At 62.0% G+C, this 24,389-nt stretch carries 26 protein-coding genes and 1 riboswitch; of the genes, 2 read left to right on the forward strand and 24 right to left on the reverse strand.

What is annotated here, in order from left to right; all coding sequences use genetic code 11:
* The first annotated feature begins 76 nt into the window (after window positions 1-76).
* The gene (locus tag NZ960_08380) at window positions 77-1,147 is read left to right on the forward strand and encodes a glycosyltransferase family 9 protein (protein MCS7177607.1); all 1,071 of its coding nucleotides are present in this window, start codon (window positions 77-79) and stop codon (window positions 1,145-1,147) included.
* Between the two features lies 1 nt (window position 1,148).
* Here the strand turns inward: NZ960_08380 and NZ960_08385 are convergent, their stop codons facing one another.
* From NZ960_08385 to NZ960_08455, 15 genes are all read right to left on the reverse strand, one after another.
* Window positions 1,149-1,658 (reverse strand): DUF494 family protein, encoded by a 510-nt coding sequence (locus NZ960_08385; protein ID MCS7177608.1) that lies wholly within the window; start codon window positions 1,656-1,658, stop codon window positions 1,149-1,151.
* Window positions 1,612-2,094, reverse strand: coding sequence for an rRNA maturation RNase YbeY (gene ybeY / locus NZ960_08390; GenBank protein ID MCS7177609.1), 483 nt, complete (start codon window positions 2,092-2,094; stop codon window positions 1,612-1,614). The genes NZ960_08385 and ybeY overlap by 47 nt, the downstream gene beginning before the upstream one ends.
* 4 nt (window positions 2,095-2,098) lie before the next feature.
* Window positions 2,099-2,773: an adenine nucleotide alpha hydrolase gene (locus tag NZ960_08395; GenBank protein ID MCS7177610.1), complete on the reverse strand. Its 675-nt coding sequence runs from the start codon at window positions 2,771-2,773 to the stop codon at window positions 2,099-2,101.
* On the reverse strand, window positions 2,770-3,189 hold the full coding sequence (locus NZ960_08400) for a secondary thiamine-phosphate synthase enzyme YjbQ (GenBank protein ID MCS7177611.1): 420 nt from the start codon (window positions 3,187-3,189) through the stop codon (window positions 2,770-2,772). The genes NZ960_08395 and NZ960_08400 overlap by 4 nt, the downstream gene beginning before the upstream one ends.
* A 29-nt stretch (window positions 3,190-3,218) precedes the next feature.
* Window positions 3,219-4,433, reverse strand: coding sequence for an AmmeMemoRadiSam system protein B (gene amrB, locus NZ960_08405; GenBank protein ID MCS7177612.1), 1,215 nt, complete (start codon window positions 4,431-4,433; stop codon window positions 3,219-3,221).
* A gap of 4 nt (window positions 4,434-4,437) precedes the next feature.
* Window positions 4,438-4,608, reverse strand: coding sequence for a hypothetical protein (locus tag NZ960_08410; GenBank protein MCS7177613.1), 171 nt, complete (start codon window positions 4,606-4,608; stop codon window positions 4,438-4,440).
* Between the two features lie 48 nt (window positions 4,609-4,656).
* Window positions 4,657-7,494 carry a TonB-dependent receptor gene (locus NZ960_08415; GenBank protein MCS7177614.1) on the reverse strand — a complete coding sequence of 946 codons (2,838 nt, stop codon included), beginning with the start codon at window positions 7,492-7,494 and terminating at the stop codon, window positions 4,657-4,659.
* Window positions 7,491-9,071, reverse strand: a complete 1,581-nt coding sequence (locus NZ960_08420) for a hypothetical protein (GenBank protein ID MCS7177615.1) — start codon at window positions 9,069-9,071, stop codon at window positions 7,491-7,493. The genes NZ960_08415 and NZ960_08420 overlap by 4 nt, the downstream gene beginning before the upstream one ends.
* Before the next feature lie 83 nt (window positions 9,072-9,154).
* A complete protein-coding gene (locus NZ960_08425) occupies window positions 9,155-10,150 on the reverse strand; it encodes a hypothetical protein (protein ID MCS7177616.1) in 996 nt (331 codons plus the stop codon).
* 226 nt (window positions 10,151-10,376) lie between these two features.
* Window positions 10,377-11,108, reverse strand: a complete 732-nt coding sequence (locus tag NZ960_08430; GenBank protein ID MCS7177617.1) for a hypothetical protein — start codon at window positions 11,106-11,108, stop codon at window positions 10,377-10,379.
* A complete protein-coding gene (locus NZ960_08435; GenBank protein ID MCS7177618.1) occupies window positions 11,081-12,241 on the reverse strand; it encodes a cbb3-type cytochrome c oxidase subunit I in 1,161 nt (386 codons plus the stop codon). Before NZ960_08435 ends, NZ960_08430 begins: the two co-directional genes overlap by 28 nt.
* Before the next feature lie 21 nt (window positions 12,242-12,262).
* Window positions 12,263-12,502 carry a cbb3-type cytochrome c oxidase subunit I gene (locus NZ960_08440; protein MCS7177619.1) on the reverse strand — a complete coding sequence of 80 codons (240 nt, stop codon included), beginning with the start codon at window positions 12,500-12,502 and terminating at the stop codon, window positions 12,263-12,265.
* Between the two features lie 18 nt (window positions 12,503-12,520).
* Window positions 12,521-13,069 (reverse strand): cytochrome c oxidase subunit II, encoded by a 549-nt coding sequence (locus NZ960_08445; protein MCS7177620.1) that lies wholly within the window; start codon window positions 13,067-13,069, stop codon window positions 12,521-12,523.
* A 30-nt stretch (window positions 13,070-13,099) separates the two neighbouring features.
* On the reverse strand, window positions 13,100-13,585 hold the full coding sequence (locus NZ960_08450; protein MCS7177621.1) for a formate/nitrite transporter family protein: 486 nt from the start codon (window positions 13,583-13,585) through the stop codon (window positions 13,100-13,102).
* Window positions 13,578-13,724, reverse strand: coding sequence for a hypothetical protein (locus NZ960_08455; GenBank protein MCS7177622.1), 147 nt, complete (start codon window positions 13,722-13,724; stop codon window positions 13,578-13,580). The genes NZ960_08450 and NZ960_08455 overlap by 8 nt, the downstream gene beginning before the upstream one ends.
* Before the next feature lie 277 nt (window positions 13,725-14,001).
* Window positions 14,002-14,216: riboswitch (cobalamin riboswitch) on the forward strand.
* Window positions 14,217-14,344: 128 nt separating this feature from the next.
* Here NZ960_08455 and NZ960_08460 point away from each other — a divergent pair.
* Window positions 14,345-15,727, forward strand: a complete 1,383-nt coding sequence (locus tag NZ960_08460; GenBank protein MCS7177623.1) for a hypothetical protein — start codon at window positions 14,345-14,347, stop codon at window positions 15,725-15,727.
* A gap of 80 nt (window positions 15,728-15,807) precedes the next feature.
* On the opposite strand, the gene NZ960_08465 is transcribed toward NZ960_08460, so the two are convergent.
* From NZ960_08465 to NZ960_08505, 9 genes are all read right to left on the reverse strand, one after another.
* Window positions 15,808-16,935 carry a DUF1998 domain-containing protein gene (locus NZ960_08465; protein ID MCS7177624.1) on the reverse strand — a complete coding sequence of 376 codons (1,128 nt, stop codon included), beginning with the start codon at window positions 16,933-16,935 and terminating at the stop codon, window positions 15,808-15,810.
* A 70-nt stretch (window positions 16,936-17,005) separates the two neighbouring features.
* Window positions 17,006-18,142, reverse strand: coding sequence for a helicase-related protein (locus NZ960_08470; protein MCS7177625.1), 1,137 nt, complete (start codon window positions 18,140-18,142; stop codon window positions 17,006-17,008).
* Complete coding sequence (locus NZ960_08475) at window positions 18,143-20,002, reverse strand: hypothetical protein (protein MCS7177626.1); 1,860 nt, start codon at window positions 20,000-20,002, stop codon at window positions 18,143-18,145.
* A complete protein-coding gene (locus NZ960_08480) occupies window positions 19,956-20,888 on the reverse strand; it encodes a DEAD/DEAH box helicase (GenBank protein ID MCS7177627.1) in 933 nt (310 codons plus the stop codon). The genes NZ960_08475 and NZ960_08480 overlap by 47 nt, the downstream gene beginning before the upstream one ends.
* 147 nt (window positions 20,889-21,035) lie before the next feature.
* Window positions 21,036-21,506, reverse strand: coding sequence for a type II toxin-antitoxin system VapC family toxin (locus tag NZ960_08485; GenBank protein MCS7177628.1), 471 nt, complete (start codon window positions 21,504-21,506; stop codon window positions 21,036-21,038).
* Window positions 21,507-21,847: 341 nt separating this feature from the next.
* Window positions 21,848-22,408, reverse strand: a complete 561-nt coding sequence (locus NZ960_08490) for a TIGR04255 family protein (GenBank protein MCS7177629.1) — start codon at window positions 22,406-22,408, stop codon at window positions 21,848-21,850.
* A 42-nt stretch (window positions 22,409-22,450) separates the two neighbouring features.
* On the reverse strand, window positions 22,451-22,600 hold the full coding sequence (locus NZ960_08495; protein MCS7177630.1) for a hypothetical protein: 150 nt from the start codon (window positions 22,598-22,600) through the stop codon (window positions 22,451-22,453).
* A 232-nt stretch (window positions 22,601-22,832) separates the two neighbouring features.
* On the reverse strand, window positions 22,833-23,732 hold the full coding sequence (locus NZ960_08500) for a DUF3800 domain-containing protein (protein MCS7177631.1): 900 nt from the start codon (window positions 23,730-23,732) through the stop codon (window positions 22,833-22,835).
* On the reverse strand, window positions 23,729-24,389 hold a 661-nt coding region (locus NZ960_08505; protein ID MCS7177632.1), incomplete at its 5' end, for a restriction endonuclease. The genes NZ960_08505 and NZ960_08500, both read right to left, overlap by 4 nt.

A 24,389-nucleotide genomic window follows, 5' to 3' on the forward strand; every position in this document is an offset into this window, starting at 1 on the left:
CGGGTAGTGAGGTAGGAGTGAGGGAGAGCGTCACCGGCGCAGTCCCGAAAGGACTGCCGCCGGTTTCTGTTTTAGGATGAGAGCAGGGCAAGGGGTAGGGCCACCAACGTGGAGGCAGCTCCACGAGGCCTTTTGGCAGAGCCGGCGGCTCGGCATCGTCCGCACGGACCACATAGGTGATATGGTGCTGACGTTGCCGATGGCACTTGCCATTCGTGAGCTCCGGCCTGAGACCCACGTCATTGTCTTCGCCCATCCTCGCACGGCTCCTCTGGTAGATGACGCCCTTGGAGTGACAGCCGTATTCGTGGAGAGCACCGCCGAGCTCTATCAAGCTCTGCGGAACTGGAGACCCGAAGTGCTCTTCTTCCCTCGCCCGCTCTTCTCAGAGGCTCGAGCAGCTCGGCGGGCTGGGGTCCCTTATCGGGTGGGTAGCGGTTACCGGTGGTACTCGTGGCTATTCACCCATCGTGTGTACGAGCACCGTAGGACTGCAGAACGCCATGAGGCGGAGTACAACGTGCAGATGGTCGCCTATGCTGCGGGGAAGGCAGTATCCGTGCGGTTGGCGGCACCTCGGGTGGAGGAAAAGGCGTTTCAGCAAGTGTCTCAGCTCCTGAGACGCTACGGGCTACGGACTCGGGAATTCGTGGTGCTGCATCCCGGAGGGCGTGGTTCAGCCCCTCGATGGGGGGCTTCGTCCTTTTCTGTATTGGCTCGGCAGCTTGAGGAGGAGGGCATTCCGTGTGTCTTCACTGGAACTGCTGCAGAGGCGGGGATAGCGCAGGCCATTCAGCGGTCGTATCCCAAGGCCCGTCTGCTCTTCGGGGCGTTAGATACGCACGAATTCATCGCCCTTTTGGCCCAAGCTCGTGTAGTAGTAGCCAACTCTACAGGAGCTCTGCACATCGCGGCGGCGCTTGGAGTACCAGTCGTTGGCCTCTACTCGCTAGAGCCGCCACACCATCCCCGACGCTGGGGGCCATACGCAGGGCACGCAATTATCCTAACGCCCCCAGTAGAACAACCGCCGGCGACTGTGTGGGCGATCCCCGTGGAGCAAGTCTACCGTGCTGTCGTGGAGCTGTGGAGTCTGAGTCTGGTTTCCCGTACGACAGCACAGGATAACTTGCGGGTTGTAGGGTGAGCTATTGGGGGCGCTCAGAGTTGGGAAGGGCACCGTAGAAAGGCGTGCCACGAGGGGAGTAAGTGGGGAAGAGTTCGTAGAGTAGCTCCCGAAGGGTTTCCGTGTCCACGGGCGCTAGGTCTTCTTCTCGGATGTGGCTCAGGAGGTGCTCCAGCTGGTGGACAGAGAGGAGCTGGAGCGAGTAGATGTGCATGAGGTGCTGGAAGCTGTCGCTGGAGAACAGGCTAGTCTCCTCGGTGCACAGGGGTCGGAAGCTGTCTTTTCGGGTCGGTGGACGTCGCAGAATTAAGGAGTGATGCTGTAAGTGCGGGAGCCACGAGAGTGCTTGTATCGCCTCTGCCTGTGAGAAGCCCATACGTCCCATCCGATTGATCCCGTAAGCAGCGAAGCGACGGTGGTTGCGGAAAACGTAGGGGTTATCCAGCATTTCAGCTAGCCAGGCGATGATGGCCCCTAAGAGGCGCTCACGACGGCGCTGCCGAGCTCTTCGAAGGCGGTCGTTCTGGGACACTCTTGGGGAGGACTTCGTTGAGGAAGGTTCGGAGGTAGCGTTCTTGCTGCGCTTCCATGTGCTGGCGTTGGGATGCTGTTTGGTCGTCGTACCCGAGGGCATGTAGGGTCCCGTGGATACTGAGACGGATGAGTTCTTCCGCGAGCGGAACACGGTATTCTTCAGCCTGTCGCTGCGCTTGCTGGACGCCGATGTAGATCTCGGCCTCCAGCGGCGCAGGTGCCAAGACGAACGTCAGCACGTCCGTAGGGTAGTCGTGCTGCAGGTACTGTCGGTTGAGCTCCTGGATGGTCTGGTCGTCGGCTAAGACGATACGGACAGTAGCTGTGCTGACACCTTCCTGCTGGAGTACGAACCGGGCGGCCTCGCGTAAGTGTGCTCTCGGTATGGGAGAGTTGCGGAGTCCGGCGAGGTATGTGGAGACTCGAAGTGCCATCGGTTCATGCGGGAGCAGACTCTGTCTGGATGAGCCAACCGTGCCAGTGCTCTATCCATACTGTGGGCTTCCAGGAGACGAGCGTGAGGCAAGAGCTGAAGCCGGGCATGGAGAGGACGCACGTATGGAATTCGCCTCGCTCCCCGCAGGGATCCACCGAAGGCGGTAGGGCATCCAGGAAGGCCTGGTCGTACGAATGCCCTAGCCATTGGGGATCGAGGCGGCGGGAATCAACACAGGTCACAATAGCATGGATGCCGACTTCGAGAACCTCCCGAGCCAGCAGGTCGCTCGGTTCACCCCAAAGCGGGAAGAGTAGCTCCACTGCCAGCGGTGCTAGGATCTGCTCGCGGTACCGTCGTACGTCCTCCAGGAAGATGTCCCCAAAGGCAATTGCTCGACAGCCGAGACTACGCAAGAGTGTGCGAAAGCGACGAGCATAGAGTTCGTTAGTGGGCTGCTGCCGGAAACGCAGGAGCTGGAGTGGGAGACCCAGTGCTTGCGCCTGCTGCAGGAGTGTGGATGCTAGGATTCCGTGGAAGGCAACGGTGGACGGGTTGCCAATGAGGGTACTGATGAGACCTGCAATTGGCTGTCGCTGCTGACGAAGCCGCAATAGCGTGAGGGCACTGTCCTTCCCTCCGCTCCACGCAATCCAGATGCCCGCCGACAGCATCATTCACCGATGATTTTGACCAGGACCCGCTTCGGGCGTTGGCCATCGAACTCGCCGTAGAAGATTTGCTCCCATGGCCCCAGGTCTAGGCGTCCGTCGGTGATGGCGACGACGACCTCACGCCCCATGATGGTGCGCTTGAGGTGGGCGTCAGCATTCGTCTCGCCTGTGTCGTTGTGGCGATACCGCGAATACGGCTTCTCGGGTGCAAGCTGCTCCAACCACGCCTCAAAGTCGGCGTGGAGGCCGGGTTCATCGTCGTTGATGAAGACGCTGGCGGTGATGTGCATGGCATTGCAGAGTACAAGGCCCTCGCGAATGCCGCTCTCTCGGACGCACTCCTCCACCATAGGCGTAATGTTGATGAAAGCTCGTCGCGTGGGCGTGTTGAACCAGAGCTCCTTGCGGTAGGACTTCATCGCGACTCCTCGAAGAAGGAGATATCGGCTCACCCGTAGTAGAGCACGCTGGAGAAGGTAACAGCAGAGAGGGTCTCTGGCTCGTACCACTGACGGTAGTCTGCCAGAACGCCGTACCGTGGTTGCAGGGCGGCAAGGAGAGTGTAGACCGGTGACAGCCCGCAGATACGGTATCGGTCCTCAACGGCAGCAATCAGTTGGAAGTACCCCTCGGCATCAGCACGGCACATGGCGGCAATGAGGGCGCGGTCGTGCTGTTCTACTTCGGGGAGTAGGAGGTGTGCATCGGCGTCGTCACCGAATTTGCGTCCAACGTGGGCCATGTCGGCGCTAGCAATCCAGAGTGTACGCCGTCCCGATGATGCGACGATCTCCCGGAGGGTGCGGATGGCGTACCGCAGGACGCTGTCGGTGCTTGGCGAGCGGCGCTGTGGGATGAGGTCGCCAAAGGACGTCAGCAGTACGGGGAAGAGCTCAACCCCGTTGCCGAAGAGATGCTGGAGGAACACAACTTGGAACTCTAGCGAGTGTTCGGGCTTATGAGCAAGGTCGGTATCGGTCACCCCGACGGGACAAGCTTCTACGAACTGCCGGACCAGCGAGCGGGCTGTCGGCATCGTCCCTAGTGGCGTCTGGAAATCCTTCTCCGTGACGATAAACGGGGCATGCCAGCCGTAGTGTGAGGTGCCCAACACGACGACAAGCTCGGGTTGGAGCTGCTGGAGTACCTGATACGCCGCCGCGTAGCTGCTGATTCCTACTCGCAGGTCGATGTGGGGGATAACAGCGGCGATGGGCAGCGCTGCCGGAACCTCTACAATTGGGGCGGATTGGAGGCTAGAGTCCAGCAGAGCAGCGATTTCGGGAGCAGCTTCAGGGTAGCAGATGCCGGCCAGTGCAGCCGTTCGGATAGGGTAACTGCGGTATTCCGCTTCCCAAGCTCGGCGGCGCTGGTCGAAGCGGGGACTCTGCAGGGCATAGACGGAGTCTAACTGCTGCACGAAGTCGGTGACGATTCGCTGATGGGTTGGGGAGTTTCGGACCCCGGCTGCAGCCAGATGCTGCCAGAGCTCCTCCCACGACTGACTCTCTGCCAGTGCCGCTATGACGGGATGCGCCTCTAACGGGACGGCGAACGGCTGGGGCGTATACTCCAGAGGGTCGTATGCCGTCAGCACTGGCTCGGATGCTTGGTCTACGGCGACACTCCACTGCAGTCCGGAACGTAGGGGGTAGAACTCCATGCCTCTACTCGCTGTTGGAGAGGCGGTGTCCGAGACGACTCCAAACGAGGAAGAGTGCAGCCCCAGCGACTGCGAAGATACCGCTGGGCACCAAGAGCCAGAAGTTGCCCGAGAGGAGGTAAGCGACAAGGAAGCTCAGTGAACTCAGCCCATTCGCGGCGGTGCTCAGCCACATGGCCCTTCGCCACGAGGTGGCCTGCTGCTTGCGTTGGTCCATGCCGGCCTACTCCCAAATGAGTTCCATGCCAATCCGCAGGCTCCGCCGCTGCTCGTAACGGGCAGGGTTGAACGGATAGGGCTCCAGCGGCGGCTGGAGGTCGGGATAGAGTGGGTCATTCCACGTCGGAGGTGTCGGATCGCCGTACTCGTACGCCCGACCGGTGACGGGATTGACGATCGCAGGGTTCTTCCAGTCCAGCGGGTTCAGCACTTCCACTCGCAGACGTAGAGTGGCTAAGGCGATGCGGAGGTCACGGCTGAGAGCAAGTTCCCACCATCGGTAGGTCTGGGCGAGGGCACTGTAAGGGCGCTCTTCGTCCAGTTCGTAGAGCGGGCGTCCGTTTGGGAGCCGGCGCTGGGTGCCCGTAGTAGGGTCGATGACCGGCACTGCAGGGGTGTAACGGCGCCCTGATCGGAGTACGAACCGCGTCCAGAGGCGCCACCCCTCCAGGATGCTGAGCCCTAGCGGAGGGGAGCCCTCCGGGGACTGTACCCAGAGGTTGAGCTGGAAGTCCCACGGCCGGTCCCAAGGCATTGGGTCTTCAGTGAGCCGGTCAGGGATAAGCCCTCGGGCAATCAGCAATCCTTGGTCAGCAGAGCTACTCTTGCCCGTCACAGAGCTATAGCCGAGCATAGCGCTCAGCTCCAGCCAGCGTCCGATGCGCTTGCGGTACTCCACCTCGACCCCTCGAGCACGGGCGTAGTCGGCATTGACGTAGGTAATGAAGCGTCCGCCAGCGAATCGAGGGTTGTCCGTGCGTACGGGGCGGGTCTGGACGTAGCCGAAGATGTCGCGGTAGAAGAGGGCGATGCTGAGGACGTCATCGGTGGTCAGTTGGTTCCGCAGTCCCAGCTCATAGGCGATGCTGGTCTCTGGGTTGAGGTCGGGGTTGCCGAAGCGCTGGTATGACGAGCGAGCTGCTGCAGGGGAGAGCTTGGCGTAGATGTACTGCGGACGGGGCAGCTTGGTGAAGTGGCCGTAGTTGAAGTAGAGCATCTGCGTGGGCGTGATGGGATGAGCGATCCCCAAGCGGGGCTGGAGCCGAAGCTTCCAGCGGAGCCCAAAGGCAGGGACGGTGTGGGCTCGGTAGGAGCGGCGCCGTTCTTCGGTGATGGTGCTCAGCGCGGGGTTGTCAATCGCTTCGTCCACCAACCGGCCGGGGGCCCAGGCTTCAGCCCGGAGTCCGTAGTGGAGCACGAGCCCTTTCTGCGTTAGGTGATGCTGAGCGTAGAGCGTCAGTAGCCGTGGGCGGACGGAGAAGGCGTCGTTGTTGAGACCAAGCGGTGGTATCCAAGGGGCGAAGATTTCGCAGTACTGCAGCTCTTGCAACCGGAGCTCGGCTCCTGTCTTGATCTGGCTCTTCTCCGCCAAGAAGGCCGTCAGATCGGCCTTCAGGGTGAGTTCGTAGGCGAAGTGGTCGCGCCAGCTCCAGGCCGTTCCGATGTCGTAGAAGCCGTCACCGGGGATGATGCCCGTGCGGGTGGAGTCGCCGGTGTCGTAGTACTGCGGCGGGAGCGTCGGGATGTCCTGCGGCTCGCTGTAGCGGGTGTAGTCTCGTCCGTTAGCGTCGGCGCGGACACGCCAGCCGGCATAGCCCAGTCGGAGTTCGTAGAGGAGGCGTGGTCCTAAGCTCTGCTGCCACGTCAGGACATGTAGCCGCTGGAGTGCAGAGAAGGTCAGCGCCCCGTCGAAGTGGCCTTGGAACTGGTACTGGTAGCCAGGCTCCGGCGGGAGATACTCTAGGGTCGTCTGGAGGGTGCGCGTGTTCTGGTTGAGCGCCATGCTCTGGGCGTTGACGTAGCTCAGTCGGATGGCTGGGGAAAGCTGCCACGAGAGCTTCAGGAAGGTGGATAGGGAATTGTCCTGTCGTCGAGCCAGCCATGCCGGCAGGAGAGAGGAACGGAGCCGTATGCGGGCAAACTCCGGTACCAAGCCGTCGGAGGAGGCTCCTTCGACAGTTGCAACGACGCCGAGCTGTCCTGGGGGGCGTAGCCCAAGGGCCGGGAGGAGATGTCGAGTGATGGGCTCCGGGCCGCTGAAGCTGAGGCTGTAGCGGTCGGTCTGGTAGAGGCTGCCGGTGTCGCGGTCGTAAGGGTTGCGCCGGTGGATGCGCCATTCGGGGCGATACTGGAGACGGAGGCGGAGCGAGCGGCTCGGCTCCGCTGTCCGGAGGTTGAGCACACCGGAGGTGGCCTGTCCGTACTCGGCTGCGAAGCCGCTGGTGAGCAACTCTATCTCCTGCACCGTCTCTGGAGAGAGCTCCACTCCGAAGCCCGAGCCTGCCAGCGGGTCCTGGACGGAGATGCCGTCAACTAGATAGGCGAGTTCGTAGCCCCGGCCACCGCGGATGTGGAGTGTGTTATCCTGGAGTAGCACTCCAGACTGCTGGATGAGCGCTTCGGTGACGGTCTGGACGGCGGACCGCTCCAGCTGCTGCTGGCTGATGACACGTAAGGACTGCGTCTGCTCTACGTCAATGAGCGGGCGCTCCCCGAGGACGACGATCTCCTGGCCGAGCGTCAAGGCCGTTTCTTCCAGGCGTAGCAGCAGCTCTACGGTGTCCCCGGGGCGTATGCGGATCCCACTCTGCCGCAGGGCTTTGTAGCCGATGAGGGTAGCTTCCAGCACGTAGGTGCCGGGCGGGAGGTAGCGCAGTACGAACTGCCCGTTTGGGGCCGTAACGGCTCCGTAGGTCGTTCCCACGAGGCGGACCGTAACCGATCGGAGCGGAGCGCCTGTGGCAGCATCGACGACCCGACCAACGAGCGTTCCAGTCTGCTGTTGCGCCAGGAGGCTGAGGCTTACGGCAGCAGTTGCAGCAAGGAATTCCCGCCACCTCATTGCAGCCCGAAGTCTTGGACCAACACTCGCTCGAGCAAGCGTTCTGCGCCTCCAGCACGATTGAAGAGGTGGAGCGGGAAGTTCAGGAACACCACAGCGCGGTTGCCGCTGCGAACAGCAACGACGGGCGTTCCCGCGTAGTGCTGGCTCGGTGGCAGTCGGTAGAGTGGCGCTGCTGTCGCATTTGGATACAGTGCGTGGATGCCGACAGCGGTGCCGCGGTCCTTGAGGAGTAGGGGATAGGGGCCGTCGGGGAGAGAGCTATCGGGCAAGAGTGGGGTGCCGTTCGGCAGCGCCGCTGGGGAAGAGAAGAGTTCTCGGGCGCTAAGGCTGTCGATGGGGACAATGTCGCTGTAGCCGGCCTGTGGGTCTACGGTACTGGGGAGCGTCGTCACCAGCAGCAGTTTGCCGCCTGTGCGCACGTACTCTGGGAGCACGGCTTGGGCAATGTCGAGCGCAAACTGGGGGTCGCCGTACCACAGCACCGCCTCGAAGAGGCGCAGGGTCTCCACGAACATCGGATTCAAGAAGGGTGGTACGTTCCGCGGGCGGCTCTGGGCAGTGCGTCCACTGCGGATATCCAGCACATCAAAGCGCTCGGCGAAGCGTCCGCCGGCAATCCGTCCAAGTGCGGCTGTGTAGAAGGTGTCGGCACCGTCGGCCACGGCGTAGTCGTGCAGCACCAAGATTGGCCCGCGCGGCTTGCGGACGTACCACTGCCGTCCGGGCGGCGGGTACTCCAGCACAGGACTCCTGAGTCCGCCGACGTCAACGGCCCGCAGGTAGAGGCGGTTGGACTCGCCGGGGCGCAGCCCGTCGGACTCCCGCAGCGTGAAGAACTCGGTCGTCGGCGGCAGCTGATGCCATCGCGCCGTATCGTTGAGCGCCCACTCGTAGAAGGCAATCTGGTTCGGTCCGTCGGGATCGACGGCGGTGAAGCGGAAGGTAGCCACCGTGAACGTCGTCTCCGGCAGCCAGACACTCTGTGCGGCTGCGGGCGTGGTGTCCGAGCCCCAGAAGACCCTTGGTGGGCTGTTGCGGACGGGATACTGCAGGCGTGCTGGGGTCGGGTCCACGGCACCTTCTAACCCTCGGAAGGGCTCGCCATCGTCGTGCAGGCCGTTGCCGTTTAGGTCGGAGAAGTCGACACGCTCCCCTGGCTGAGGGTAACGTAGGAGCGAGTTGTCAACAGCAGCAACGGCGATGGAGTATGCTGTATCCTCGGCACCGACGGGGAGCAAGACCGTGGTATCGCGACGTGTGGTGTAAGTCCAGTTCTGGGCATCGAGGCTCAAGAGGAAGCCTACCACGAAACCGTCAGGATCGTCCCCTCGCCAGAAGAGCTGGGCGCGGCTGCGCTGCGGTGTACCGACGGTATCAACCCAGAGGACCGTTTCGGGTGGGAGGTTGGCGAAGTGTGAACCCACGAAGAGGTCTGCACAACCCAAGAGGAGAGCTATCGCGAAAGTGATACCAGCGCTGCAGCAATTCCTGGGGGTCACCCCTCTCCCTACTTTCGCGGGCAGAGTCCGCAGTTGCAGGTACTCTTGGAGGGAACTAAGCCCGGCGCTGCTCATTGGAGAGCTCTGTAGGGCATCTCAGCTCGCAAAGTTACGCCGGAGCTTGAGTGGAGGCTCCAGCTCGCTGTGTGAAGAAGAGTCTACAGGTACTGCACGAAGAAGCTCAGGCGTGCGACAATGTCTATTGGGAAGCGAGGGGCTTGCGGGTCTCTCCGTGTGTGGGCTAGGATCCAGAGGTTCGGCATGATGCGTACGTTGGGCGTGGGGACGTACTCCACGGCCACAAGCCCGAGGTGGTGGAGTAGGTGGCGGTCGGGGGCCTGGGCTACCTGGTCGTAGCGTAGCACGAGCGTCAGTTCCGGCTCTTCCCAGAGCTGTACGCTGCTGAGGAGGCTCAGTCCCAGGGCAGACGTTCGCTCAACTGTGGAGTGGTGTTGTTGCCGCGACAGGACTTCGGCCCCGAGCTGGAGGTCTGGCCCACGGTAGCCGAGGAAGGCCTTCAGGAGGCTGTTGCTGCCCGTCGTTGCTCGTGGGTCCCAATCGCCGTAGAGTTCTGTCCACAGACCGGGGAGGGGCTGGAATGCGAGTTGTCCGTAGAGCTTCTTATTTGGCGCCCTCTCCGCCCGCACCCCTTCGCCACCTCCGACCATAGCGGTCACTTGGAGGATGGTGCGGCTACCTTCCGTCACGATCCCACGGATGGCGAGCCCTACGTCTACAGCATCCCCCCAGTTCCAGATGTCGGGGAGCATTCGTTCCAGGCTCCGGTAGCCCCAGAGCTGTTCCGAGAGACGCCACGTCGGGGTAGGAATCAGCCCGGCTTGGAGTTGTAGGAAGGGTAGCGCAAGGCTGTCCCATGTAACGGAGACCTCCTTGACGAACATGGCATAGCGTCCGTTGGCGTCTAACGAGGTCTCGTTGGCTTCCAGGAGGAAGCGCACTGAGCAGCGGGGGTGCAATCGGGCATCGGCCCAGAAGTAGAGGCGGCGGAATTGCACTCCGTTGTCCCCCCGTGCGAACAGCGCATACTGTGTCGGCAGCGAGGAGGTATCGCCACGGAGCTTGTAGAAGTAGTCGCCGAAGAAGTAGCCTTGGAGGCTAAAGGCTGGGAATGGCTGAGCCCACGCTGAGAGCATGGCACACCAAGAGCAAGCGATCACGAAAAGGGCAGATCTGTCAGCCATGTACGGCACCAGAACCAAACCGACATGCATTTGATTGCGCCGTTCCCCTGGCGCAGGATGGAGGGTGCAAAGTTTGCAAAAAGTGCAGGGGTCTGCTGTAGGGCCGGTGTGTGGCTGGTTTTTTCTCCAGCCTTCGGGGGGTGCTATGGGGTGCGGTTGGGCGCTGAGAGTCCTATGGCTACGGTGACCGAGTGCGGCGCAGGGAGAGAGTGAGCTGTATCAGGCCAGCGAGTGCAAATGATGCAATCGGCGGTACCAGCAGTAGGGCCATTCCCGTACTCAGCCGCCAGGAGCCAGTCTCTTTGTCCAGCTCGAAGCAGCGAAGAGCGACGTCGGTGCTCGGCAAGGGATACGACAGCACGAACTCCCCGCGGGCTTCCCGTACAAGGTCTTTGAGGAGTGCTGGGTCTTGGAAGCCCTCCATGCGGTGGAGGATGTTCCCGTGCTGGTCGAGGACAAAGAGCACAATGGAGTAGTCGTAGTCGCCACGGCTGCTGTCGTAGCGGACTGTGTAGCCTAGGGTGGAGAGGAGGCTCGTTGCTCCAGTGGGATGCAGCAGGCCCCAGGTCCATCCCGAGGCCTCCGCGAGCCCGAAGCGGTGCGCTGTAGCAGCGACGTCAGCGAGGCGATCTCGCGGGTCGAAACTGAGTGCGACCACTGAGAACCCGTGCGGGGAAGCCAACTCCCGCTTCAAGTAGAGCAAGTACGGGGAGCAGAGCCCCTGGCACCGACTGGAAAAAAGGGTCAGCAACACCGCCCGTGACTGGAGTAGGCGGTGCAGGGACTGCTGCTCCCCGGTGATGAGCGTGACCGGCACGTCGGGCACTGAGCGGAGGTAGTAGTGCCCTTCGTTGAGCTGCGCCCAGAGGAGCGGTGCCACAATTAGGCAGCCGCTAAGACGCGCCAGCATCGCCGCACGACGTGTATGGTGTAGATAGCTACTGCTACCAGCACCAGGATCGCGAAGAGTGCGCCCACGAGTGCCCACACACCCCCGTTGGCAACCAGCTCAGGGTACTTGTCTACCCGGCGCATGATCGAAAGGGCACCGGCAATGTAGAATGCCGCTACAAAGCCGGCCCCACCGAGCAGGTAGAGCGTCGCTACCGGCCGATATAGACGGCTGCCGTCATCGCCAGACTGCTCCCGCACAAACCACGTGATGAAGCCCAAACTGAAGAGCACGTTGCCCAGAAGGTTGTACGTGTGGAAGTGCGCCGGTACCCACAGCGTGTTGTGCAAGACAAAGTTGTTCGCCACAATTGCATCCAGAATTGCGCCTAGCCCACCGATGATCCAGAACATGACCTCCGTGAGGAAGAACGTGGGAGCCAGCCACCACTTCATCCCCGAGCGATAGACCGTCCCGAGCACCGAGAAAGTTGTGACGGCGATGGCTGGAATGGGGGCAATCCAGGAAGCGAGCTGGCCGACGTACTGTAGGGCGGTCGGCTGTACGAAGTCCATGTACAGGTGGTGGAAGTAGGCAGTCCAGACCACTACGAGGACCAAGTTCCACGCCAGCGCTACGAACGGCTTCGTTCTGTACGGCGGCTTGCCTGCAAGCGCTGGGAAGAGCTCGTAGAGTGTAGCGATGCCGAAGTAGAGCATCTCGTTGACCAGCGTATGCCCGAAGTAGAAGGTCAGGTTCTTCATCAGCAGGGCATCCTGCTTGACGCCGCCGAGATACTCCATGAAGAAGAGCCCTAACAGGATGACTGCGGCAACGAACGCTGGCACCAGCCCCAGAAGGGTTGTGGTGGAGATGAGGATGAACGGCGGTGTTTCTGGCTCGGATTTGCCGACCAGATGATGCCATGCCAGCGCCCGTGTCAGAGGATACTTCCGCAGGATTGCCACCAGGAGCCCCAGTGACCATACAAACCAGCCGATCCCCAGGCTACCTAGTGAGAGCAGAAATGCCATCGTTGCCCCTTCTTCCGTGCGGGCGTAGAAGGGCAGTGGATACAGGAAGTACCAGCCCGTGTGGAATCCTCCCCCGAAGATCGCTGCCAGAAGGAGCACGACCCCAACGAGCGTCAACACATAGCCGAACGTGATCGGCTAGACTCGGACCTCCACGTAGCGCTGGAGCAGATAGCTCACCCCCGCCATGCTCACCACGAACCAGATCCCGACCATCAGCAGCCCGTGGGCGGTCATGAACGAGTAGAAGGTGAGCGGGGAGAGCTCCAGTACATTCGCTTGATTGAGCTGCATGAGGATGCCCAGCAGGATGGCGATCGGGAAGACCAGCGTGACCGTGATGATCCACGCTGCTGTGATGCGGTCTAGAGCTTTCATGGCTCCCTCCCTCGTGTGCTACTGGACAACAAACCGTGCTTGCATGTTGGCATGGGCAGCGCCGCAGTACTCTAAGCACTGGGCGACGTACTCTCCTGGCTGGTCGAAGCGCCACCGCGGGCGGTTGATGTACCCTGGCATTGCTTGTACCTGGGCAACAATTCGCCTGTCCGGGCTGTAGAGGGCAAAACCATGGTTGACGTCGAAAGAGGTGACTCGGAACTCCACGACCTTCCCAAGGGGCAATTCTAGCGTTTGCCCAAGCGCGGCAGCGTATTCGGCATCGGTCTCGATTGGCCGTTCAGAGAGTGCAAAGGCAAACTGGCGCGAGACGACGTGGATAACTCGTTCGGGGAGCTCTTCGGCATAGAGGAAGTAAGGCATTCGCCAGAGTGTGAGCGCCGTAAAAGCTCCAACGAAGAGTAGGAGCCCAACGAAAATCCAGCGGCGCAGCGGCTCCACCGACACTGATGCCGGTTGGTAGGAACTACGCCAGACCCACCAGAAGACACCAGCAATGACAAGCGCGCCCAGGGAGAAGAGCAGCAGAATGGTGCTCTGTGGCATTGGCTTATCTCTCAGGTTGTGGAGACCGAACTATGTCAGGAGCGGAAAACTCGTCAAGAGGACGGCCCCAACGAGATTGCCGAGCGTGACTGGGATCTGGTTCCACAGCCACCACTGGCCGACCGTTATGGAGGCTTTCCCCGTCAGAAGAGCCGCTGGGAGCACGAACATGTTGACTACGCTGTGCTCGTATCCCAGGGCGAAGAACGCCATGATGGGCAGCCACATCGTCAGCACCTTTCCCGTCGTCGTAGTGGAAAAGAACGCGATGGCAGTTTCCAGTGTCACCATCCAGTTGCACAGGATCCCTTTGAGGAAGGCCGCACCCCAACCTTCAGCACCCAGTGCTTGGTAGGCGAGCGTCTTTCGGTGAGCGAGGGCTAACAGCAACTCTGACATTGGGCCGTCCAGCATAACGGCGGTGAAGAGCAGTGCGTAGGCACCTCCTCCAAGCAGGTTGCCGGTGTAAACCCAGACCCAGTTCCGGGAGCATCTGCCCCGTGGAGATTCACCCAGCGAGGCAAGCCAACGGCAGCAGTGCGAAGTTGCCGGTGACCAGCTCTAGCCCTAACAGGACCAAGAGGACGAAGCCCATGGGGAACAGCACAGCTCCTAGGAAGGGCGGCAGGTCCTGGAGCTGGGGTACGAACGACAATGAGGTAGCGTAGCCCAACAGTGCGCCTGCTAGGAAACCGCGGACTACGAGCGTGGGTATTGCAGCGCCGCCTTCTTCTCAGCCGCTGCCAGCATCGTTGAGACGGCTTCCTCGGGGTGCAGATACATTGCCGTCCTCAACAGTACCGAGGTAGCTACGCTGGCCGACAAGAACTTTACGGCTGCAAATATGTGACCGCGCTGTTACTTCGGCATCCTAACTTTTTGGATGCCAGGGGCGCGGCGGTAGGGCTATGCTCGTGGCGCCGTATTTTTGTGATGGTGTGCCCGTTGCAGGTGCCGGGCCTATGCCCACGGGGGTAGGCTCGGAGAATAGGGAAGCAGGTGCGAATCCTGCGCGGTCTGCGCCGCCGTGACGGTGGACGACTCCTCGATGCCGAAAGGCAGCCACTGTCTGCGCAACGCAGATGGGAAGGCGAGGGAGGAGGAAGAAGCCGGAGCCGGAAGACCTGCCTGCAATGGGGTAGAGGGCAGAGCCTGCGCAGCACGGGCGCTGCGAGTGTGAGCCGTACTCCATGCCGGCAGAGGGTTTCCCACCTGTTACGGGCATGCCAGAGGGTTCCCTCGGAGAGTATGTCCCACAACCTCGCTCGGTGTGCCATGCGGTCGATTCGTTGGTCCCTTTTTGCGCTCGCACTTGTCTTCTCGGGTCTCCAGGCCCAGCTCCCGCAGTGGCAGTTCGTAGGCTCGCACAACGTGATTGGCAAGACGCCTCTGATGGCTTTCTTCGATCCGGGTTCATCGACCAGTTCGACATACATCATCTGCGGCGGTGTGGATGCGGACTTCGACGGGCAGCAGGATCAGGGCGATGAGCCACCATCCGTGACAGTGGTGAACGAGGAAGGTGGAGGGGTGTCGATCATCAATGTCCCCCTCTCCTGGGGGCCGCTGAGCTTTCCTCTGCGTCCGGCGATCATCCTGCAGCGGGTGGGATTTGGTCTACTCCTACCACGAACGAATCGGCTCGTCCGAGTCACCTACCCACCGCTCGGAGGACCCGAGGATACGCTCCTCAATGGTCCAGCGCAGGCCGTCGCCGTGGCGAAGGGTGCCATCTTCGTCAGCCGCCGGGTTGCTGATACGGTTGGGCTTGTCATCGTGCTGCGGCAGGACGTAAGCGGCATTCGGGTAGATACTCTGCGCCTTAGCTCTTGCCGCAACATCCAGCAGCTTGTGTGGGATGGGGATCGCCAGCAGTTGATTGTGCTCTGCGAAGGCCAGTTCGGGCAGCGGGATGCAGTCGTCCAGTTCCTCCCGCAAGGCCGGGATTCAGGTGTCACAGTAGTGCCAGTTGGGGGGACGGGTAACTTCCTGTTGCTGTCCGGCGACACACTGGTGGTCGTCTCCAACGGTTCGCACGAGGTATACCTGATAGACCCAGGTACACGGCTGTGGCACCGAATGCCGATCGAGCTTGGGACAACAGGCTATGGCGGGCCGCGGGAGGCGGTGCTGCTAACACTGCCGAACGGGCAGAGGACGCTGCTGGTGAGCACCTACAGCCGCGATGTGCGGTGGGTGGATATCAACACGGGCCAGATTCTGCAGACGCTGCAGTTGACGGGCTTGGCGGAGGGGATGGCCCTGCGCCCCCGCGGCGACACGCTGGAGCTGTGGGTTGCGCAGCCATTTACGCCTACCTACGGGCCTGACAGCACCGTTGCTGTCTTCCGGCTCGTCCTGCCGACCTCGGTTGCTGAGCAGGCGGAGGGGACTGAGGAGCCACGCTTGATGCCTTCGTTTCTGACCGAGGGTCCGGCGCGGCTGGAGTGGCAGCTGCCCAGTGGTGCCAGGGCTGTGGTCCGGGTGGAGGTCTACGGTGCGGACGGGCGTCGGCATGCAGAGTGGGAGCTGCCTGCGGCCTCGGGTCGGCTCTCGGTCCTGCTGCCGCTTTCGAGTCAACTGCTGCCAGCAGGGGCGTACTTCCTACGGCTCACTTCTGGACCACACACCAAGACCTTGCCGTTCGTGGTGTACTGAGTCCCTCGCGTATCCCCTCCCCGGCTCCTCGAGAGGGGAGCCGGGGAGGGTTTTCTGTGATTGCCCGTAGCGGGCGGGGGTCAGCTGCCGAAGATTTCGGGGTAGCGCTTGATCTGCTCCAGCAGGTCGTGGTCGTAGCGGATGGCGACCACGCGGTAGCCGTGGCGGAGGAGTTCTGTGCGGAGCTCGCGGTCGCGGGCTGACTGGGCAGGATCATCATGCACGGAGCCATCGCAGAACACGCAGATGTTCGGCAGGTAGAAGAAGTCCACGATGCACCGTGGGGAGGCGATTGGCTTCTGGGCATCATCTGGCAGTCGGTAGCCGCCTGCGGCAAGTGTATCCAGGAAGCGGCGCTCCAGCTCTGAGCGCGAGTCGGTTAGCGACCGCAGCCACTCCAAATGTTCCTGCCGAGACCTGCCCTGCTGGCGAAGCTCGGTGCGGCTCTCTGCCAGCGTGTGGAGGATGGGGCGGATTAGCCGTCGGTTGAGGAGCAGCGCTTCGTGCTGGTTGTTGAAGTTGAGGAGGCACTCGTAGCAGGCGGCGTAGCAATCGGGTTTGAGGTCGGTGCCGTTGGGGTCGAAGTGGCAGATCTCCAGGGCGCAGCGGGCTACTTCGGAGAGGGCATTCGGCTCCTCGAGGAGCCGCCGTAGTACGCCGACCCCTCCTTCCGAGGCTTCGTAGAGCAGGATGCTGCGGTAATCGCCTTGGCCGACCAGTTCGGCCGCCAGTTCCCGCTCCTCAAGCTGGAAGGCTTCTTCCGAGCCACGCTTGAGTGCGTAGAGCAGGGTCGTGGCCAGTCTATCGTCCTGATACAGCTCGGGCTGCAGTGAGCGGACGAGCAAGAGGTTTTGGGTAGCCTGGACGGCGAGCCGGACCCTTTCCACCCGTTCGCGGGGACGGTGGGTGGAGCGGAGAGTGCTCGTCCTTTCAGCGGCAGAGAGGAGTTCGCCGCGCTCGAGGTCTACGTAAAACCCTTCCGTGCGGGCTCTGCGCCAGCCGTGGTTGACGAGCATGATCGTCGCTGCTGGTGCGTAGATGAGGCGCAGTATGGGGGTGCCGTTGTGGGTGACATCGGCCTCTTGGATACGGTGTCCTCCGCTCTGGGGAGCGAACTGGAAGTAGGTCTCCAGCTTGTAGCCCTGGCGGCGGCGCTCTTCTTCGTCGGCGGTGATGCCGGCACGTCGCCGCGTGCGGACGTTGGGCATCTCCAAGACGGTTGCTACTAGGCTGTTTTGGCCGTCAAACCGGCTCCCACAGACTGGGCAGAGGTCCAGATCAGTGGCTGAGGAAGGCATGGCAGAGGAGGCAGAAGCGCTTCTGGCTCAGCCGCTCCTCCAGCCCTCCGGGAGGGGCTTGGAATTCTACGACCTCCCACTGTGCGCCTTCGTGGTAGAGGAGGTTGTGCGGGGCAAACTCTCGGATGGCCAGGAATCGGGGTCGTGCGATGAATTCGCCTGCATCTCCGCGGGGAACCCAGGCACGCACGGGTAGCGCGGGGAAGTTGTAGCCAGGCAGGAATCCTTCGCTGGCCAGGTAGCGGTAGGGGTTGAAATCCCCTTCCTCGCGTGCCACGTCCTCCACCTGCAGCAGCAGATTGAGCTGGCGCTGGGCTTCCTGCTGCCTGAGCTGGGCACGGGGTTGGTCGTCGCGGGTACGGGCGCGATCTTCCTCGGCTCTGGCCTCCTCCAACTGCCGGCAAGCGGCCCGGTAGAGCTCCCGCCACCGGTCAAAGGCGTGGTCGAACTCTTGGGGAGCTTCTTCGATGAGACGTTCGATCCACTGTTCATTGAACCAGCCGGCGGAGCCCAAGAGCCCTTCATCGGCCTGCAGGACCTTTCGGACCTGCTCCTCGAGGGCCTCCTTCATCTGCGGGCTGGCTTGGAGCTGTGCCGCGATCTCTGGTTGGAGGGGCAGCGCTGGGTCGTGTAGGTCGAGCACGGATTTGATCGAATTCCCCAAGGGCAGCCGCAGGGCGGCTAGCCAGATGGCGTGGATGTGGGCACGGAGCAATGCTTCGTTGGCGAGCTCCAGCCGTGGGGGGCGGACACTTCCGGCCACCATCTCAGTGCGGCGGCGGAAGAAGTACTGGTCGTGGCTGCTACTTGCCCCGCAGTAGGTGAGGATGAGCCCGGGCTGTCCCTGGCGGCCGGCGCGGCCGCTACGCTGGGCGTAGTTGGCGGGTGTCGGCGGAACGTTCCGTAGGTGGACCAGCTCCAGGTCGGCAATATCGATGCCGAGCTCCATCGTCGGCGAGCAGACGAGGTATGGCAGCCGGCGGCCGAGCTCTACCTCTTTCTGCGTGTCGGCCGAGTCCCAGCGGAAGCGGCGTTCGCGCTGTTCGCGTTCGCCGGGCTGCACCACTTGGGCGGTGTGCTCGCGCGCCTCCAGGCCGGCTAGTTCAGCCGCTGCCATCTAGTAGAGCCGCTGGAAGAAGGCGTTGACAGGGGCTGAGGTGGGTGCATGCGTTGGGCTTGGAGCACGACGGGAGTAGAGAGGGTCGGGCGGTGGCGGCGTCCCATCGCCCAGGCACCATAAGAGGCAGGCGGCATTGAGCTGGTAGCGTGGGGAGTCGGAGTCGCCGGAGCGGGCTAGGAGGCCATACCGGACCAAGAGCTGCAGCAGCCCGTCGAGCACTGACTCATACTCCTGCCCCTGGAGCTTGAGCCGGCTGCAGAGGAAGCGCCCGATGAGGCTGCGTTCGTTGAGGCTGTAGCTGGGGCCTTCGGTGTTGGGGTGGGCTTTCGGGGTGCGGACGAAGGAGCTGGCGGGGCGTAGCTCGTGGGAGTCTGGGTCCAGCCCCCAGAATTCGTAGAGGTACTGCTCTGCTCGTCTGCGGAGCTGCTTCTGGAAGTCGGCTCGCAGGACCTTTGCGTCGATGGCCAGCTTGCGTCGGAAGCGGTCGAGCACGGTCCTCAGCAGCGCTTGCCGCTCTTCGACGCTCATTGCCGCGAGTGCCGGGTGGAGTTCTGCGAGCTCCTCGCGCTCGCAGAGCTCCCTTAGTCCTCGGTACTCCACTCGCAGGAGCCCGACCTGTTCCAAGTTTGGGTGGACGACGCGCCAGCCGCGCTGCAGGTCCTCGTAGAGGCGGTACTCCGTCAGCTCGGTGAAAGCCTCCCAGACATCGCGGGCCATTGGGGAGTTGGGGTCGAGTTGCGGATTCCGGGCGATCTCGGCGATGCTGAGTCCGGAGGCTTCCACGACCTTTTGGGCGACAGTGTCGAAGGTGAGCACGCGGTTGGCCTGGAGTGCCGCAGAGAGCGCCGACCGCAGGAGTGCCACGTGGACGAAGTCGTTGAAGTGGCCGGCCTGGAAGGAGGCATCCTGGCGGTTATCGGTGAAGCTCAGGAGCTTGCTCTGGGCGGCTCCGGTTCTGGCAGCGTGGCGTAGTAGCGACAGGGCGAGGATGGTGGTGGCGCTAGCGCGGCCTTCGCTGGAGAGCGAGGCCAGCTTGGCGAACTCCTGCTCGTGGGCTGTGTAGAGTTCCCCGCAGTTCAGGCACAGCGAGAACGGTGCTGGCTGCCACCACATCTTCTGCGCGTCGGCTCGCGGGTTGGGGCTGTAGCTGCCGTCGGGGCAGACCCAGACGGGCTCGGGGACACGCTTCCGCCAGGTGGGGCGCAGCCCTCCGGTGGGGTCCCTCCACTCCTCGGGGAGCTCGGGGGCCCAGTCCTCGTCGGGGGCCAGCATGAGGTAGCCGGGCTGCAGCCCCTCGTCCTCTTCCGGCTCCTCCCCGACGGGGTGCGGTACGAAGCCATCGGGAGTGCGCAGGACGTGGTAGTAGTCCTGTCCGCACTGGCGGCAGAACTTCAGCGGGATGTAGAGCTTGCCGGCTTCGTCCTGGAGCTGGCCTTGGAGCGAGAACTGGCGGCGTTGGCGGTCTTCCAGCGTGGCGTAGAGGGTGCCGCCTTGGCTGATGAACTGGTGCAGCTTGAAGGCTAGTGCGGGCCTTCCGGCGGCATCGCGCAGGGTTGCGCCGTGGACGAGCGCTTGGCGGAGGCGTTCGGCACAGCGCTCCGGCTCGGCTCCGCTCCGTTCGGCCAGCAGCTGAGCGGCCTTCGAGAGCGGCTGCGGTGTGCGACGCCGGAGGCGGCCATCGGGCTCTGCTTCAATCCCCAGCTCGTATTCCAGGAAGCGCACGAGCGGATGCCGGCGGAAGGACTCCAGCTCCGTCGGGAGCGGCTCGGAGAGCGCCGTCTGGAGTTCCGCCTCGGATGGCGGTCCGCCGTCAGTGAAGGGGACGAGCGTCTCCTCGATGATTCTGCTCCGGTCCAAAGGGATGGCCGAAGAAGCGGGTGGCGAAGTCGGCCACGCTCTGCCGGCGCTCTATCGAGGTGGCGTCCCGGCGGGCGATCATGGTGGCGCTGGTGCCGATGTAGACCGTGCGCGGTGTGGCGCAGCGTTCTTTGAGCCGCCGCACGAGCATGGCTACGTCTGCCCCCTGCCGCCCGCGGTAGGTGTGCAGCTCGTCGAAGACCAGGAAGCGCAACCCGCCGTTGTGGTCCAGGAAGCGTGCATCTTCCGGCCGCACGAGCAGCAGTTCGGCCATGACGTAGTTCGTCAGCAGGACCTGCGGGGGCCGCTGCCGTAGCTGCTCCCGCTCCGCTTCGCTCGTTTCGCCGGTGTACTTGGCGAACGTCACGGGGAAGGGCTGGCCTGTGCGCCGCTCGTAGTGCTGCCGAAGGTTCTCCAGGGCTTGGAGCTGGGAGTTGGCGAGCGCGTTCATCGGGTAGATGATGAGGGCACCGACCCGGCCGCCTGTGTCGGGGTTGCGGATGAGGCTGTCGAGGATGGGCAGGAAGTAGCAGAGGCTCTTGCCGGAGCCGGTGCCGCTGGTGATGACGAAGCTCTCTCCGGCCAGCGCCTTGCGGATGGCCTCCTCCTGGTGCCGGTAGAGGCGGTAAGGGCGGCCGTCGGGGGAGCGAAAGATGAGAGCGGCCTCAGGAGTGATGAGCCCTTCGGCGGCGAGCTCGTCCACGGTGGCCCCTGGGGCATAGGCGGGGCTGAGCTGCACCAAGGGCTCGGGCCAGAGCTGCTCCTCCTCGCCCAGGCTGCGGTTGACGAACTCCCTGGCCCGCTCATCGGCGATGAGCAGGAAGGAGTGGACGAAGTCCCGGTAGTCCTGCAGGACGGCGCGGTGCAGGTCGAAGATAGTGCCCATGGTCACTCCACATGCATGGTGCTACCGGCGTCCGCACCAGGCCAGCGACTGCGCCCGCACGGAGACGACCAACTACGCGTCGTACCCGTGGAATGCAACGGGCTGGCTCAGCATAGGTGGCGAAAATATCGGGCAAGCGCTCCACACCTATCCACCGCCGGGCTTCAGACTAGGTCGAGACTGCGGAAAGACCTCCATCCCATTCGCGCGTGCCGCCTCCCATAGCTCCAAGTCATAAGTGACCATGACCACCGGCACTTTCTGTCTCTCGCACAGCCGGAGGGCTGGTGCCAGATGGACAGCATCGTTTGCCCGGAGGCCATAGTTCCATGCTACCTCAATGGCTCGTTCGAGCAGCGCTTCATCTATCTCGACCCGTTCAAGGTGTTCCCATTCAGCACGGAAGGATTTCCACGCCTCAGCCGCCTCTTCGTCGTTGAGTCGGCCTTCCTCGACGGCTCTTCTCGGTGCAGCACGGATTTCCACACACATCAGGACGGTCGATGCCGCAAGTGGTGGCTCGGAAAAGAGACTTTTCACCTGCTCGGACCCCTCCTCTTGCAGGTAGCGTTTGATGAAGGCGCTGGAGTCGAAGTAGTAGACCTTATCTCCGGTCATTCACGATGAGCTCCGCAACCGTGCCTTCGCCCCGCACTCGTGCTACAGGCTCTCTCGGCTCAAGGTACTTGCCGCTCCATTTGATTATGCCTTCGCGCCTGAGCTCTTCCAGTGCCTGGAGGAGCTGCTCCCTACTGGACGACAATCGCTTTATCCAAACTCGGATCGTGGCTGATGGCCATCGTGTGGGCCAAAACCAGTACTTCGTCGAAGGGAGCTCTCCTGGTGTCTGGTAGCTGACACTTTGCTCCTCCTGGGTCTTCCATGTCGGGGACACTTGGAAGCGGGATAGTGGCTCCGGTACGCTGATGGACGTGAGCAGTTCCGCGTGCATGAGTTCCTCAGTATTCTGGCTCGAGTCGCTCAATCAAAGCTTCGCTGAGGACGAGTTCGAACAGCACTGCCCTGGAAGCTTCGTAGAGGTCTTCCAGATGCCGGGGTATCTGCGACCAGTCGCCAAGCACGGGGTGATTCGTTTGTATGCTGACTGCGGTGCCGGAGCGCTTCTCTCCTCCTTCGGTTACGCTGGTTGAGGGGGTGATCTCCAGAGAGTGCCTATAGCCGCGGTACGTCAGGACGATTTCCAACTCCGGCAGTTGGTTTCCAGAGACTCGGTCTCCGAGCTGGATGCGCAGCCGTAGGCCGCTCGCGTCTGGTAGGTCCTCCCGTTGGAAGAGGTAGAGGTAACGCAGGCCGTGATGGCTGGGTCCGGGGAGGAGTCCCTCCTCAGCGAGGAGACGCTGCACGTGCAGAATCCTCTCCCGGAATTTGCTCCATCCGATGCTGGGGTCGAGGCAATCGACAAAGAGACTCCGGTTGCCGAGCTGGTAGGCTATCGGGTCGTCGGGGTTTTGCAGGCGGTATCTAGGGATGTAGCGAGGGTACGAGTCCTGGTCCTCCATAAGGTGCGCAGGGATGGATGCTGTCGCTAACGGGGTCACTTTTCATGCCGGGTTGCTTCTGCGCAGCTCTCGGTAGAGTATCCCCACCATCATCTCTGCCACCGGCAGAGGGAGTTGCCCGTCGAAGAAGCACTGCCAGACTGCTTCTATGGCGGGCTCCTTCTTCAGCCGTTTCGGGATGGTGGGGGGCATTGCACTGTCTGAAGCACACGTTCGTGTGCGTGTACCTTTAGACGGCACGCTGGACTACGTGGTGTAAGTGATTCATGCGTTCCTGCGGCCTATGGCCGACTCTTGCCGTAGGACTCGGTGCTGAGCCGCTCCCACGCCTCCAGCACGAGCCGCCGCGTGCGGTATTCGCCCCACTGGCGCAGCTCCTTTTCTTTCAGCACGCGGAAGGTCTCGCCAACTATATCGTGACAATTCACAATAGCGATAACTGATTTGGGTCATGTACCGGTAGTACCATACGAAATTGGTTGAATGGTCTGCCATGTTTATCGGGGAAACCCCAAATGTTGAATTTCCTGTGCATCCCATACGCCTGTTGCCATAGCGGCTCCTGCAAATCCTGATACCAGCGAGCTACCATCCGCCCAAGTTCCTGCTTGACCGGTCGGTTCGAGATACCCATCAATGCCGCTTGCGTAGCTCCCAAAAGAATATCGGTCAGTTGAAGCAAGTCGCTGGCGGCCGAGTCAATCGTTTGGACGGGATTCATGCGCACTGTTGGATATGGGCGATTCGTTGTCAGTTGCTTCACCCAATTGTCCAATTCCACCCGGTAGGGAAGATACGCTTCGAAGTTGTCCACCAATTTCTGTTCGGGCCGCGATTTGCGGTCTTTACCGTCCGAAACGACTGTCAAGGTGATGTCATCATAGTCAAGAGGGGCGAGCAAATACGAGATACCAGCCTTGATAGCCATCGCCGTGAATCGGTTGTAAGCATGGTAATCTGCTTTGAACCGTTCATGCTCAAATTTCGGGCTGGCGCGGTTAACCGCAAGACAGGTAAAGAGGGCATCCTGGCATAAGCTATCCTGATAGGCTTCCATCCAGCGCCGCGCCACCCGCGCTTTAGCACCGAACTCTCCGCCGAAACTCCTGGGGAGCTTGCAAAAATGGATTTCGCCTGTGTAGTTCTCTTGCCTGCGATGATAGTCGAGACTGCTCTCTACGTACGAAAGATTTATCTTATTTACGAACAACAAACCGATGAGTAGCCAGCCTTTGTTCGGTTCTGGTTCGCTCTCATCATGGTAAACATAGAAATGAGCCTGTTTTTTGGGAGCAGGCTCGCCGAAAAGTGATGCTGGTATCACTTGACCACCTTTGCCATCATCTCATTCAACTCCACCAGCCTCGAAATTAGCTCTCTTCGCGACTCCGCCGAGGGCATAAAGCGCGTTTGGCCGCGCTCGTTTTGGTAAAAATCGTGCTTCAATTCTACATCTTCCCAGCCGTAGCAGGCCAGGATGGCGCGGTCCATCTCGGCGTGCAGGGCACGCAGGCGGGCGATGTCGGCCTCTTGGACGGCGGGATTGTGGAAGAGGTTGTAGGTTTTGGTCAAGCCCAATTGCCGAGCCAGCATGATCTGACGCCGGTGTTCGTGGTACTCACCGCCCAGTTGCGCGGCGCGAGCGAAGGGCGGTTGGGCGAGCAGTTCCTGCAGGTTCGGCGTGGCGTACTCGATGGGCGGGAAGGGGAAGGTGTCGAAACAGTCGGTGGGAGTGTACCGATTGCGCGACTCCAGGCTGGAGGCATTGCGCCACACCCACGTCTCATGCACGGCGGATTGCAGCAGGGCGAAGTGGTAGTCGTCGTCGAAGGCGAAGACTCCCAAAGCGTGTGAATAAATATACTCGCTTGGTACAAATGAGAGCATGTGAAACTCGCTTGTTAGCGCTCGCACCGGCACCCGCCGCAGGGGGGCGATGGCTTGGCGCATGCCTGACCGGTACGCTCCAAACTGCCACCAG

Source organism: Candidatus Kapaibacterium sp., from assembly GCA_025059875.1.
In the GTDB taxonomy this organism is placed as follows: domain Bacteria; phylum Bacteroidota; class Ignavibacteria; order Kapaibacteriales; family HRBIN21; genus HRBIN21.

Coding starts and splice junctions, on each gene's coding strand:
- NZ960_08380 (MCS7177607.1), top strand. CDS start 77: ATGAGAGCAGGGCAAGGGGTAGGGCCACCAACGTGGAGGCAGCTCCAC.
- ybeY (MCS7177609.1), bottom strand. CDS start 2,094: ATGGCACTTCGAGTCTCCACATACCTCGCCGGACTCCGCAACTCTCCC.
- NZ960_08395 (MCS7177610.1), bottom strand. CDS start 2,773: ATGATGCTGTCGGCGGGCATCTGGATTGCGTGGAGCGGAGGGAAGGAC.
- NZ960_08400 (MCS7177611.1), bottom strand. CDS start 3,189: ATGAAGTCCTACCGCAAGGAGCTCTGGTTCAACACGCCCACGCGACGA.
- amrB (MCS7177612.1), bottom strand. CDS start 4,433: ATGGAGTTCTACCCCCTACGTTCCGGACTGCAGTGGAGTGTCGCCGTA.
- NZ960_08410 (MCS7177613.1), bottom strand. CDS start 4,608: ATGTGGCTGAGCACCGCCGCGAATGGGCTGAGTTCACTGAGCTTCCTT.
- NZ960_08415 (MCS7177614.1), bottom strand. CDS start 7,494: ATGAGGTGGCGGGAATTCCTTGCTGCAACTGCTGCCGTAAGCCTCAGC.
- NZ960_08420 (MCS7177615.1), bottom strand. CDS start 9,071: ATGAGCAGCGCCGGGCTTAGTTCCCTCCAAGAGTACCTGCAACTGCGG.
- NZ960_08425 (MCS7177616.1), bottom strand. CDS start 10,150: ATGCTCTCAGCGTGGGCTCAGCCATTCCCAGCCTTTAGCCTCCAAGGC.
- NZ960_08430 (MCS7177617.1), bottom strand. CDS start 11,108: ATGCTGGCGCGTCTTAGCGGCTGCCTAATTGTGGCACCGCTCCTCTGG.
- NZ960_08440 (MCS7177619.1), bottom strand. CDS start 12,502: ATGAAAGCTCTAGACCGCATCACAGCAGCGTGGATCATCACGGTCACG.
- NZ960_08445 (MCS7177620.1), bottom strand. CDS start 13,069: ATGCCACAGAGCACCATTCTGCTGCTCTTCTCCCTGGGCGCGCTTGTC.
- NZ960_08460 (MCS7177623.1), top strand. CDS start 14,345: ATGCGGTCGATTCGTTGGTCCCTTTTTGCGCTCGCACTTGTCTTCTCG.
- NZ960_08465 (MCS7177624.1), bottom strand. CDS start 16,935: ATGCCCAACGTCCGCACGCGGCGACGTGCCGGCATCACCGCCGACGAA.
- NZ960_08470 (MCS7177625.1), bottom strand. CDS start 18,142: ATGGCAGCGGCTGAACTAGCCGGCCTGGAGGCGCGCGAGCACACCGCC.
- NZ960_08480 (MCS7177627.1), bottom strand. CDS start 20,888: ATGGGCACTATCTTCGACCTGCACCGCGCCGTCCTGCAGGACTACCGG.
- NZ960_08485 (MCS7177628.1), bottom strand. CDS start 21,506: ATGACCGGAGATAAGGTCTACTACTTCGACTCCAGCGCCTTCATCAAA.
- NZ960_08490 (MCS7177629.1), bottom strand. CDS start 22,408: ATGGAGGACCAGGACTCGTACCCTCGCTACATCCCTAGATACCGCCTG.
- NZ960_08495 (MCS7177630.1), bottom strand. CDS start 22,600: ATGCCCCCCACCATCCCGAAACGGCTGAAGAAGGAGCCCGCCATAGAA.